We start from the raw sequence: 12131 nt of genomic DNA, 5'->3' as shown, positions 1-12131 counted from the left end.
GAATTATTAAAAGAAAAAATAACTGTAAAAATAGAAAAAGATGCAGTAGTAGAAATTAAAATAGGAAATAAGAAATTGCCAGATCCAATGGGGAAAATGAAGCTTGTGAAAGTAGACATAAGTGATAAAAATAAAAAACTAGCAGGAGCAAAGTTTCATATAGAAGATTCAAAAGGAAAAGTAGTTGGAGAGTTAATAACAGATGAAAAAGGAGAAATGATATCAAAGGACTTACCAATAGGAAACTATACCCTAGTGGAAATAGAGGCACCTAAAGGTTATGAATTATTAAAAGAAAAAATAGCTGTAAAAATAGAAAAAGATACAGTAGTAGAAATTAAAATAGAAAATAAGAAATTGCCAGATCCGACTGGGCAATTTGAAATTGAAAAAGTTGATGATAAGGATAGTGAATTAAAGCTAAAAGGCGCTGTATTTCAAGTGTTAGATAAAGAAGGGAAAGAAGTTAGTAGATTAATAACGGATGAAAAAGGAAAGGTAATTTCCAACCAATTAGCAATTGGAAAGTATACGATTAAAGAAATAAAAGCACCGAACGGATACATGTTACTTAGGGATCCAATAGAAATAGAAATTACAGAAGCAGTAAAGACACAAAAAATAACAGTGAAAAATGCGAAGAATAATTGGGTAATTCCTAATACTGGTGGGAGCGGAACAACAATTTTTTACGTAATTGGTATTATGCTAATGTTTGCTGTGCTATATTTCTGTAAGAAAAATCGTATATTATGAACTAATTTTATAGAGTTAGACAGATCGTTGCGTTAGAGAGTTTTAGGACATGAGTTCGGTATTGTACTGCACTCATGGTACTAAATTTGTTAAAGGAGGAAGGATAATAGTAAACATAGAATATATTAATGAATTAAAATATTTAAGAGGTGAACATGGTGGCAATAAAACAAGACGAAATTAAAGTAGTTGCCGGAGCTGGAGTGTTTAATAATAATCCAGGTTGGATTCAAACGCAAGAAGATGAACTTAACTTACTAGATAAAGCTACGTGGGAAGAAAGATTTGAATACAACTCTATTTCAGCTATTTTAGCTGAGCATGTATGGGAACACCTTACTTTTGAAGAAGGTGTAAGAGCAGCTGAAATTTGTTATGAATTTTTAAAACCATCTGGTCATATTCGGTGCGGAGTCCCTGATGCATTCTTTCAGGATGAGGCATATCAAAATATAGTTCAAATAGGGGGACCCGGTCCGAAAGATCATCCAGCAGCAAGTCATAAAATCGTTCATAATTATATAACATTAACGGAAATGTTTGAAACTGCTGGATTCGAGGTAGTTTTACTTGAATATTGTGATGAAAATGGTCGGTTTTATTACAACAAATGGGATGCAAACGACGGTGTTATTTTCCGTTCGAAAAGGTATGATTCTAGAAATAAAGGCGATAAACTTGGTTTTCCATCGCTAATTGTCGATGCGATTAAGCGTTAATCATTCAACAAAACAGGAGTTAATCCTATGATTTCATAAGTCGCAAATGCGGCTTTTTTATTTGTACGTAAATCTATATTTAATTTTTAATATTATATAACTGGATTTAGAAAATATTTAAGTTTTTCTCAGCACCATTCAATTTAAATTAACACTTCGTTGTCATAAATATTTATTTTATATTTATATTCGTGTAAAATGAAGTGAGAACATATATTCTGTATAAGGAGGCAATCAAAATGATAGCTGAAATTGGGAAACTAACTGATGGATATATTGTAAAATTTGAACGTGAATTTCCATATACGGTAGAGGAAGTTTGGTCTGTATTAACAGAAAACAGTAAGCTGAAAAAATGGATGTCCAATTTACAGATTGAAAGCCTTAAAACTGGTGGAATAATAAAGTTCGACATGATGGACGGTTCATTCATAAACATTGATATTTTAGAATGTCAACTAAACTCAGTACTTGAATTTACTTGGGATAAAGACCGTGTCCGATTTGAAATACATAAAGAGGAAAATGGTACTCTTTTACTTCTTAAAGAGTACATTCATGAATTAACAGATCATACACCGAGAGATATAGCTGGTTGGCATATTTGTTTAAATCTTTTTTCTTACGTTTTAAAAGGAGAAGAGAAAGAATTTTCTAAAGATGAATGGCAACAATGGTTTGAAATATACAAGGATAAGATTCATGAAGCGAGAGGATAATTGCATAATAGGTAATATTCATTATGTAATTATTATATTGTAAAAATGCTTTTGTGAATAAATAAGAATAGAGGTTAATATGAAAGTAAATCAATTAATTGCTAATAACATAAATAAATTAGATGCAACTATACCGTTTAATAAATCGTTTGGAATTGCTGGTTTATCTGGATCGGGTAAAACAACTTTTTGCCAAACAATTGGTGAAGAATCAAAAAAACGATTAGTTTCTTTATTGCCAAAGGCTGAATATCAATATTTATTTCCTAACATTATGGAAACAAATTTTAGTGCCATTAAGATGGAAGAAATACCTTTAGTACTTTTTCTAGGAAAATCATCGATTTCGTCTAATCCGCGTTCAACGATTGGTACTCATACTGGTGTTTTTACAGAGGTTCGGGAAAAACTTGCTGAGGTATTTAATCTTTCTCCAGAGGTCTTTTCATTTAATAATCAATTAGGCTGGTGTACTGGTTGTAAAGGCCGTGGTACTACAAAAAATGTTGAGTGTAAAAAATGTAAGGGAAAACGTTATAGTGAAGAAATTGAACAACATGAAATTGATTTGTTGGACAAGCCACATTCAATCTCAAATATTAATGATTTAAGTATTGAATCTATTCTTTCACTAGCAAAAGAGTTAAATATTAGTGAAGAAAAACAGCATATACTGCAAAATATTATTAATATGAACATTGGTTATTTAACATTAAATCGAATTATGGGTACGTTATCAGGTGGAGAGTTAACACGACTTTATTTGGCCGAATTCATGGCAGTAAGTGAAAATGCTGTAATTATTATTGATGAGATTTCAGTTGGACTTGATCATGAAACTTTATTACAAATTTTAGAAGAGATTAAACGATTAGGGTGTAAAAATCAAATTTGGCTTATTGATCATTCAGATACAGTACTAGATACAACTGATGAGCAATTGTTCTTTGGACCTGGTAGCGGAAAATATGGCGGGAAAATTGTGGAAGAATCACCAAGACCAAAGTCAATACTGTGGGATCGAAATAAAGAAATACCAACAGAATATTATACATTCTATGATTTATATTGCCGTAATATCCAAATGGCTGAGTTTCAAATTCCTAAAAACAGGCTTGTAACAGTTACAGGAGAATCAGGATGTGGGAAATCTACACTTGTCAACGAATGTCTAGCTACAGATTTTTTGAAACGATATCCAAAAGATAAATTAGTTATGGTAGGACAAGACCGAAATCAATCAATTACAAGTCGATCAACTGTAGCAACTTTCCTAGATATTAAAAAGAAACTGACAAAGTATAGTGAAGACATTGATGATATTTTTGAGCGCTCGATTGAGGATATTATTGATGAACTTCCAAATGAAGATATCGCTTATAAACGTTTGAGCCTACTAATTAAATTAGGGCTTGGCTATTTAACATTAGAGAGAAAAACACAAACATTATCGACAGGTGAGTTTCAATGTGTTCATTTAGTTTCGGAATTATTTGCAAACACTAGAAATCCACATACATTATTTATTTTTGATGAGCCTTCAAAAGGTTTATCACAAAATATTTTAAATCAATTTATCGATAGTATTAGAGGTATTCTGCAAGATGAATCAGTTTCGATCATTATGATTGAGCATAATTGTTACATGTTAGAAAGCTCTGATTATATAGTTGATTTTGGAAAAAGGCAGAATGAATCTATAGAGCATTTGGATGTTGTCAATCATGAGGATTACTATCGTCAAAAAAGTAATGTGAATAGCACAGAGAAAATACACATCTCTTCAATGCTTAAGCAGAAAAAAGGGGTTCACTATTTAGAAGAAAATCATATTAACTATTTTAAAAATGCCGAAAATATTTATAAGGGCGGTATTTTAAAAAGTTTATCATCAATGGCTAGGTTAATTTATGGTGAATATGAATCTGATACAATCGCACCTGTTATTGCTATTGATCTTGAAAGACATTTATATAGTCAATATAGTTTCTTATATGAGATTGGTGGATTAATTAATCATATTGTAGCTGCTCATCCAATTAATAAAGATACGAGAAGTTTTGATTTCTATTCACAGGACAATCATTGTCCATCTTGTTCTGGACGTCTTCAAATTGAAGTTTTTGATAAAGATATTGCCATTCAAGATAAAAGTGTTCCATTTTGGGATGGGCTATTCGATCCAGAAATCATGAAGGTATTAAAATTTTATCAGCATGAAAAAATAGAATTTCTATTCGAAGAAATAAAAAATGAGCTTGATCACGATTTGTCAAAGAGCTATAATGATATGTCAGAAGAAGAAAAGCATACGTTTTGGTACGGGTATTTTGAAAAATCATTTTATGATAAAAAAGGAAAGACACGCAGAACATGGGTAGGATTTAATACAATTATTGGTGGATATATTGTTATTTCAAAAGCACCTATTAAAGAAGAAATTAAAAGTTCAAAAAAAATGATGAAATGTCCAATTTGCGAGGGGACGGTTTTAAATCATCATAAACCACTTAAATTTGATAACGTAGATATTCGTGAAATAATTAATCAGCCTATTAATGAAGTAGTGAAAACAGTTGGTGATTTACCGACACTTGTTAAATTGAAGTCTATTGTTGGTGGCGATATGGTATTGACAGAAGATGTTTCTTTATTGCCAAGAAAAGCACAAGTTGCACTGAAGATGTTTGAATTAGAACAAGCAAGCTTTTCAAACTATGAAATGGTGTTACAAAATGTCTTACCATTCTGGGGTGAAATAAAAGGAAATATCGAATCCATTAGTGTTAATAATCAAGTAACTGTTTGTGATTTCCCTAATGTTTATGAAACGAGAGAAAACATTATAGATAAGTATTTCACAAATGGTAAATATAAAAAACTTACGTATGTATACGAAGCGTTTGGATACAAAAAAATAGTTACCCAAATTAATAAAATTAAAAAAAGTAATCCATGTCCATTTTGTAAAGGTAAGAAAGTGATAACCGAAGATAATCTACATGATGGTGTCTTTAAACTAACAATTCCATGTGTAACTTGTAATGCAAGTGGTATTAATGACGAAGGGTTAAAAGAAGTTGTCGAGGGCGTGGATGTACAAACGTGGTTAACTGGAAAAGTTAGTGATGTTGTGGATGAGAGCTTATTAACAGAAGCTGTTGGGCAAATACCAATTTTTAATCGTATTCGTGAGTTGGATAAACGAGATATGATGGCGGTTTATGAATGTCTTGAGAAAAATAACTAATGGTTATCAATTGCAGTAGTCATAAAAACAGGAATATAGGTTTTTAATTATATAAATATAACATGTTAAGTTGTTATTTAAATCGTTAAAAATAGTTGACCCTCACATAATGTCATTGTTTATGATGAAGTTGAGCTTCAAAGTAGATGTAACTTATAGGAGGAAATCATGTTTAAAATAGGGGATTTTTCGAAACTATCTTCCATTAGTATACGTATGTTGAGACACTACGATAAAGTGGAATTATTACAACCAGTAAAAGTCGATGAGCAGAGTGGATATCGATTTTATTCAGCTGACCAATTAAAAAAAGTAAATCAAATTCAAACATTAAAAGCTATGGGGTTTAATATTGCTACCATCAAAGAAATAATAGAATGCGATAATATAGATAGCATAAAAGAGCAATTTTTAAATCGTAGTGCTCAAATTAAAGAAGACATGAATAACCTCCAAAAACAATTACGTCTCCTCGAAGACTCAATGAAAACGATGAGAGAGGATGTTGTTGAGATGAATTATCATGTTTCAATAAAAGAAATTCCAGAAAGAACTGTAGCTAGTGTTAGAAAGATTATTCCATCGTATAATTGCGAAGGTGATTTATGGAGTGTATTAATGCAAGAAATTCAAATGAAAAATATTAGTATTGCCCATCCGAGTTATAGTATTGCGGTTTTCCATGATCGTGAATACAAAGAAAATGATGTAGATATAGAAATACAGCTAAGTATTCTAGGTAAGCACGAAAATACAAAAGACGTTACATTTAAAAATATGAAATCAACCAATGTAGCTTCTATAACAGTTAATGGAAGTTATGAACAGATGACAGCTGTAAATGAGGCTGCGGCAAAATGGATTGAGACAGAAGGTTACAAATTAGCAGGCCCGATGTTTAATATTTATCATGTGAGCCCAGCGATGGAATCGGATCCTAATAAGTGGGTTACAGAAGTTTGTTATCCAGTTAAATAATGATAAAGAAAAAAGGCATTAATTATATGCCTTTTTTCTTTGGAAACTTATCCATAAATATCAAGACAAATTACTTCGAGATTCGATTCGTCAACTACTAGCACAATTTTATTTGCAAATGTACAAAATGAGCGGATTGTAATGAATCATCTAAAAACCAACCAGTTGGTACTAAAGTAATGTAATCATCTATTTGGAAATTTCAGCAATGTTTAAATGAGCAACAAAAGCCACCGTAATAAGGGGCTTTTGTCTTAAATAATTTAATGATATGTGTACCCTCCATCAGGAAACAATACATTACCCGTAGTAAAACTATTTTGCATTAAATATAGGACAGTATGTGCAATTTCATCATTATATCCAGCTCGTTGTACAAGTGAAAGAGATTTATAAGCTTCGTAAGCAACTAGTCTATTTTCATTTTGTTCATTTTCTTTTTGTATTGTTCCAGGAGAAACCACATTAACTCTAATAGGAGCTAATTCCACAGCTAAAGCCTTCCCTAAACTTTCAATAGCACCATTGCAAGCTCCATAAGCAGGTGCGCCTTTAAGTGGTCTTTGACTAAATGCACCGGACATTAACACGATAGATCCAGAGTTTGAAAGAAAAGGAATTGCATATTTTACGGCATAATATTGAGGCCAAAACTTTCCGATGAAGCTACTTTCAGCAATTTCCTCTGTAGAGGTAATTGGTCCAAGTGTGTAAGAGGCTCCCGGTGTGAATAAATGATCAAAGTTCCCAACTGTCTTGAAAAAAATTTGTAATTGCTCTTTATTTTGATTATCCAATATATAAGTTTGAAGATGATTGCTATTTATTAATTTTTTAGCAACTTTTAATTTTTCTTCCGAACGCCCTGCAATAATAACATGTGCTCCTTGTTCAATTACTTGTTTTGCCGTTGCCAATCCAATACCAGAACTCCCGCCAATGATAACAATACGACTATTTTCTAATGTAGTAATAGACATATTTTAGCCACTCCTTTAATAAAAAATTTAGAATATAACTGTGCTATGCTTTTATTATTCGCTAAAAGGGAGCAAGTGAAAAGTACGCACTTTATATGTACATAGTCGTAAATTTCGTACTAATCGCTATTTATGCGGATAAGTAATTGGAAAAATCGCTAAATATGGTTTATCCCGCATTAACGGGCAGTAAAACTCTCACCTCAAAGTTAGGAAAATGCAAGGAAGTTAGGTAAGAGATCAATTGCCCGTAAAAGCCCGATTGGTTCAACTAATAATCAGTTTGGGATGAACAAAACCCTCACTGATTAAAGTTTCACTTTATGATATCTGAGGAGAGGTGAGAAAAATGGATTTACAAGAACCGAAGTTAAAAGGGGTAATAGCAACATTACAAATAATCGGTGGGAAATGGAAGCCACTCATTTTGTTTATTTTGCTAACAGATGGAATGAAACGTTTTGGTGAATTAAAGCGATTGATACCAGATATATCTCAAGGGACGTTAGCGAAGCAATTACGTGAATTAGAGCAAGATCAACTAATAAAACGCGAAATTTATCAAGAAATACCACCTAAAGTAGAATATAGCTTAACTGAACATGGAAAAACAGTCAGTACTGTTTTGGATAGTATGTGTAGTTGGGGAAGAGGGCATTTAGAATATATAGATAAAGATAAACCATAAAAATGTTATGTAAACTTATTGTAGTGTGAAGGGAAATATTGTTTTAATAATTTGTAATTTATAATATATAATTAAGGAGTGTCGTAGGTTATTATACATATTTAATTTATTTTTACAAAGGGGAAGTAATAAGATGAACGAATTAGAGTATAAAAGCTTCTATGATAAAGTAGGAAGATTAAATGGATGGGATTTTAGTAAAATAAAATGTGAAACTGTAGGAGATACATGGGACTTTTATAGTGAGGTAAAAGAAAGGTGTAAACCATCACATATTTTACTTGATGTTGGTACAGGGGGAGGAGAAAATGTACTTAACATAGCATCATCAGCTAAATTGTTGATTGGAATTGATAATTCTAACGGCATGATTGCAACGGCACATTCTAACTTGAAAAAATCAGGTGTACAAAATGTTGAGTTTCTTCAAATGGGTTCTGAAGCTTTAACATTTCCACATGCACATTTTGATATTGCTTCAAGTTGTCATGCCCCGTTTCTGGCATCTGAGTTAGCGAAAGTAATGAAAAAGGGTGCCTTTTTCTTAACACAACAAGTAAGTGAGAATGATAAATTAAACCTGAAAGAAGCATTTGGTAGAGGGCAATGCTTAGGTGAACGGGATGGTACTTTAAAAGAAAAGTATATGAATGAACTTATTAGTGCAGGATTTGATCTCGTGCAAGTACGTGAATATGATGTTACTGATTATTACAGTAGGTCTGAAGATCTCATTTTCTTATTAAAACATACCCCTATTATTCCTAGATTCGGAGAACAGGAAGAGGATTTTACTATTTTACAAAAGTTCATTGATACGTATAGTTTTGAAAAAGGGATTCGTACTAATTCAAAAAGATTTATGATTATTGCTGTAAAACCTTAATGTATTTTATCGTAAAAGTTGCTTTTCATTTAAGGAAAGGCAGCTTTTTTATATGGAAACAATGCAGGGGAAATTTGAAAAAATAGAAATAAGTAAAGTGTTAATTAAAAAACGAAATATGGAGGATATTTGTTTTGAAACGTTAGTGTACTAGCAATAAAAGAAGCTAACATATTCATACTAAAGTTGTAGTTTCTACATGAAAAATCCATCCTTCCGTTTGATTTTATCTATTTATAAGTGTAATACAATACGAATAGATAATAAGAAATGAGGGGGAATGTAAAGTGATTACACATATATCAGATATAAAACTACAAACGGTTTCCATAGAAGGGGTAAAACAAGTTTATAAGGACATATTATCTTTTCCAATAAAAAAAGAAACAACATCCTTCATTCAATTTGAAATAACACCTTATACAACAATTAGTTTTCAAGAAGTGTATGAACCAATTGCACCTGCACATTTTGCTTTTGAAATCCCATATTCAAAATTCCATGAAACAGCAAGATGGTTAAAGGACTCTGGATTACTCATTGTGAAATGGCAAAATGGAAATGTAATTGGTGAAGAGAATGGTCTATTCAATTTATACTTTAAAGACGGAGATGGAAATCTACTCGAAATTATCGCACATAGTTATGTTAAAGAGGATGTATTAGTACCACACTCACCTTTAAACATTTTATACGTAAGGGAAATTGGTCTTCCTGTTAAAAGTGTACCTGTTTTTACGGAATGGTTAAAATCAAATCTAAATATGAAAACGATGGAAGATGGGGATATTTTTAACTTTGTTATAGGTGGCACTGCATATATCGTCGCGACTTGGTGGCAGAGACCTTGGATTCCAATCGCAATGAAAGCTTTACCACCGAAAGTTCATGTTTCTTTTGGAACACCGGATTCAGCATTTTTACAGCACATCCAAAATAACTTTAAGAAAAATAATGTTCCCTTTGAATGTAAACATAATGAAGTATCATTTATTGAGCAGGGATATTCATTTTCTATTGTGTATACACCAGAGTTTCATTCCAATATTCCTAAAGAACTAAACTTACCACTTTCTATTTAAGGATAGAAAGTGGTAAGTTTTTTATATCTTCGTGAAGAAGGTTTTCGTTATGATTAGAGTGAATGCAAAGAAAAGGATTAAGCGTTATTCAAACTTATTTTAAGGAGAGAAATGAAGTGAATCTAGGTAATCCAATTGCAAAAGGGAATACTGCAGAAATTTATTTAACTGATGATAAGGTTGTAAAATTATTTAAAGATTACCTCCCAGATACAGAGTCTATGAATGAAGCAAAAAAACAAAAATATGCTTATTCATGCGGGCTGCCAGTTCCAAACGTATTTGAAGTGACAAAGATACAAAATAGACAGGCAATTATTATGGAACATGTAAAAGGGGACAACATTGGTGATCTTCTGCTTAATAATTTAAATGAGGCAGAGCGTTATATCGGCTTTTGTGTTAATGAGCAAAATATACATGTGAATACAGATGAAATGGAGTTAATGAGGGAAAGGTTAGAGCGTCAAATTAAATCTGTGCATAAATTGGATGAACGCAAAAAGAAGGATATATTACAAAAATTAGAATCTATTACATTTGATTTTAGGCTATGTCATGGAGATTTTCATCCATTTAATTTGATTTTGAGTAAGGAAGAGAAAGTGAAAGTTATAGATTGGGTAGATGCTAGTTCAGGTGATATTCGCGCAGATGTATTTCGAACATACTTGTTGTACTCACAATCTTCGGTAGAATTAGCTGAGATGTATTTACATATATATTGCAGTCGTACCGGCATATCAAGAGATGAAGTTTTTCAATGGGCTCCTATTATTATTGCAGCTAGATTTTCTGAAAAAGTATCACCGCAAAATGAAGTGTATTTGAAAAGATTATTGAATCAGTATTTATAAGTCATAAAAAAGGTTGTCAGCTAATTAATAAATGCTGTTGTTTAACCAAAGTTTCCTTGTAGTTAAACAACAGTATTCTTAAATATTGATATAGGTATTCTTATTTTCGATCTTCATCCTATAAAGGTTCATAATCCGTACTTGTTCCTCCGTTAATTCATCTTTATCCCAATACATATGCATTAAGCTATATTCAAAAATCTCCTTTAATTTAATAAATAACGGAAACTTGTCTTTCATCTCTTTTGGTAGCTCATTTTCCTCTTGGTAGCCTTCAAATAGTGCTTTTGTAATAGAATACTCATAGTCAACGATATTCCCATTTCCAGCAAATGAATATTCTATTGCACTATAAATAGGAACGGCTAAATCGAATATGTAAAAATGTTTTTGGAATGAATCCAAGAGAATATCAACTTAACAAAATGCCTATTCAATCATTTGTTAAACTAAATTTAAATAAAGAAGGGGCGTTTAAAATGAATATTTCTAGAAAAATAGAGGTTGAACAGTTACGAGATAGGAAGAGTGAGCTATTTGATAAAGAGGTACTTAACATATTAAATGGTCAAGTTATGTATGAGGAATTTAAAAACGAAAAGCTAATGGGTGATTCTGATTATGCCCCATTTAGTGAGGCAATGTGTGTGAACTCGGCTACTACTCAAGTTTTTAATGAAGAGTTTATTAAAACAAGAGCGAAAGGACATAACAGTTCAGTAGAAAGTTATATAAAAAAGGTTATAGATCCGTTAGAAAACCTTTTTACGAAAAAGTATAAATGTATTGTTCTATGGTTTGGTGAAGATATGTTTTGCCAAATGAACCTACTTACCATACTTTCTCATCTTGAACAGTCTGCTTATGAAGGGAAGGTATACTTAAATAGCTTTAGAGAGGATGAATTTAAAGTAAATCAAATTGAACTTGAATTGGGGAATTATTCTTCTATATACAATGAAGTATTAGTAAACCATAAAAAGACCTCTCATAAGGTACCACCTGTAATGTATCAGGCTATAGACTTATTTTTAGAAATGTTAACAGAAGATAATGCAGTAATGAAATTCATCTCTAAAAATAAAGATTTATCAACTCGTGAATTATTAATAAAGTTGTTTTATCTTTTTCCAACAATCGGATATGGAGATACTCAGTACATAGAGCTGATTAATAAAATAAAGAAGAAAGCTACACCCAAAATATAGGTGCAGCT

The 12131-nt window shown here is 31.6% G+C and carries 12 protein-coding genes; 10 read left to right on the top strand and 2 right to left on the bottom strand.

Annotation, left to right across the window (positions count from 1 at the left end; all coding sequences use genetic code 11):
• From MR167_RS17235 to MR167_RS17215, 5 genes are all read left to right on the top strand, one after another.
• The coding region (locus MR167_RS17235; RefSeq protein WP_242315080.1) for an MSCRAMM family protein at window positions 1–756 on the top strand (756 nt) is incomplete at its 5' end.
• Window positions 757–911: 155 nt separating this feature from the next.
• Entirely contained in the window at window positions 912–1475 is a 564-nt protein-coding gene (locus MR167_RS17230) for a class I SAM-dependent methyltransferase (protein WP_000225718.1), read from the top strand.
• Window positions 1476–1714: 239 nt separating this feature from the next.
• The gene (locus MR167_RS17225) at window positions 1715–2194 is read left to right on the top strand and encodes an SRPBCC family protein (protein WP_000559842.1); all 480 of its coding nucleotides are present in this window, start codon (window positions 1715–1717) and stop codon (window positions 2192–2194) included.
• A 79-nt stretch (window positions 2195–2273) separates the two neighbouring features.
• On the top strand, window positions 2274–5444 hold the full coding sequence (locus MR167_RS17220; protein ID WP_242315079.1) for an ATP-binding cassette domain-containing protein: 3171 nt from the start codon (window positions 2274–2276) through the stop codon (window positions 5442–5444).
• 168 nt (window positions 5445–5612) lie between these two features.
• Complete coding sequence (locus tag MR167_RS17215) at window positions 5613–6422, top strand: MerR family transcriptional regulator (protein WP_074790125.1); 810 nt, start codon at window positions 5613–5615, stop codon at window positions 6420–6422.
• A gap of 263 nt (window positions 6423–6685) precedes the next feature.
• Here MR167_RS17215 and MR167_RS17210 read toward each other — a convergent pair whose 3' ends face one another.
• Window positions 6686–7402 (bottom strand): SDR family oxidoreductase, encoded by a 717-nt coding sequence (locus tag MR167_RS17210; RefSeq protein ID WP_000029094.1) that lies wholly within the window; start codon window positions 7400–7402, stop codon window positions 6686–6688.
• A gap of 349 nt (window positions 7403–7751) precedes the next feature.
• Here MR167_RS17210 and MR167_RS17205 point away from each other — a divergent pair, with 349 nt between their 5' ends.
• The 4 genes from MR167_RS17205 to MR167_RS17190 all read left to right on the top strand — a co-directional run bounded on the left by MR167_RS17205 (window position 7752) and on the right by MR167_RS17190 (window position 10915).
• Window positions 7752–8090 (top strand): winged helix-turn-helix transcriptional regulator, encoded by a 339-nt coding sequence (locus MR167_RS17205; RefSeq protein ID WP_000365520.1) that lies wholly within the window; start codon window positions 7752–7754, stop codon window positions 8088–8090.
• Between the two features lie 133 nt (window positions 8091–8223).
• Window positions 8224–8976, top strand: a complete 753-nt coding sequence (locus MR167_RS17200; RefSeq protein WP_016077656.1) for a class I SAM-dependent methyltransferase — start codon at window positions 8224–8226, stop codon at window positions 8974–8976.
• A 287-nt stretch (window positions 8977–9263) separates the two neighbouring features.
• Window positions 9264–10058, top strand: a complete 795-nt coding sequence (locus MR167_RS17195) for a VOC family protein (protein WP_016098556.1) — start codon at window positions 9264–9266, stop codon at window positions 10056–10058.
• A gap of 116 nt (window positions 10059–10174) precedes the next feature.
• The gene (locus MR167_RS17190) at window positions 10175–10915 is read left to right on the top strand and encodes a phosphotransferase family protein (protein ID WP_242315078.1); all 741 of its coding nucleotides are present in this window, start codon (window positions 10175–10177) and stop codon (window positions 10913–10915) included.
• A 78-nt stretch (window positions 10916–10993) separates the two neighbouring features.
• On the opposite strand, the gene MR167_RS17185 is transcribed toward MR167_RS17190, so the two are convergent.
• Complete coding sequence (locus tag MR167_RS17185; protein WP_106082191.1) at window positions 10994–11320, bottom strand: aminoglycoside phosphotransferase; 327 nt, start codon at window positions 11318–11320, stop codon at window positions 10994–10996.
• Here MR167_RS17185 and MR167_RS17180 point away from each other — a divergent pair.
• Entirely contained in the window at window positions 11311–12123 is an 813-nt protein-coding gene (locus tag MR167_RS17180; RefSeq protein WP_242315076.1) for an AraC family transcriptional regulator, read from the top strand. The two genes, MR167_RS17185 and MR167_RS17180, sit on opposite strands and share 10 nt — an antisense overlap.
• Window positions 12124–12131 lie beyond the last annotated feature (8 nt).

The sequence above is a fragment of the Bacillus cereus group sp. BfR-BA-01355 genome (assembly GCF_022663675.1).
GTDB lineage: Bacteria > Bacillota > Bacilli > Bacillales > Bacillaceae_G > Bacillus_A > Bacillus_A thuringiensis_S.
The sequence above is the reverse complement of the archived record's forward strand: the minus strand, read 5'-3'. Positions and strand labels throughout refer to the sequence as shown.

Bases quoted from the DNA above. Each gene is read 5' to 3' on its own strand.
- MR167_RS17230 (WP_000225718.1), top strand. From the start codon at position 912: ATGGTGGCAATAAAACAAGACGAAATTAAAGTAGTTGCCGGAGCTGGA.
- MR167_RS17225 (WP_000559842.1), top strand. From the start codon at position 1,715: ATGATAGCTGAAATTGGGAAACTAACTGATGGATATATTGTAAAATTT.
- MR167_RS17220 (WP_242315079.1), top strand. From the start codon at position 2,274: ATGAAAGTAAATCAATTAATTGCTAATAACATAAATAAATTAGATGCA.
- MR167_RS17215 (WP_074790125.1), top strand. From the start codon at position 5,613: ATGTTTAAAATAGGGGATTTTTCGAAACTATCTTCCATTAGTATACGT.
- MR167_RS17210 (WP_000029094.1), bottom strand. From the start codon at position 7,402: ATGTCTATTACTACATTAGAAAATAGTCGTATTGTTATCATTGGCGGG.
- MR167_RS17205 (WP_000365520.1), top strand. From the start codon at position 7,752: ATGGATTTACAAGAACCGAAGTTAAAAGGGGTAATAGCAACATTACAA.
- MR167_RS17200 (WP_016077656.1), top strand. From the start codon at position 8,224: ATGAACGAATTAGAGTATAAAAGCTTCTATGATAAAGTAGGAAGATTA.
- MR167_RS17180 (WP_242315076.1), top strand. From the start codon at position 11,311: ATGAATCCAAGAGAATATCAACTTAACAAAATGCCTATTCAATCATTT.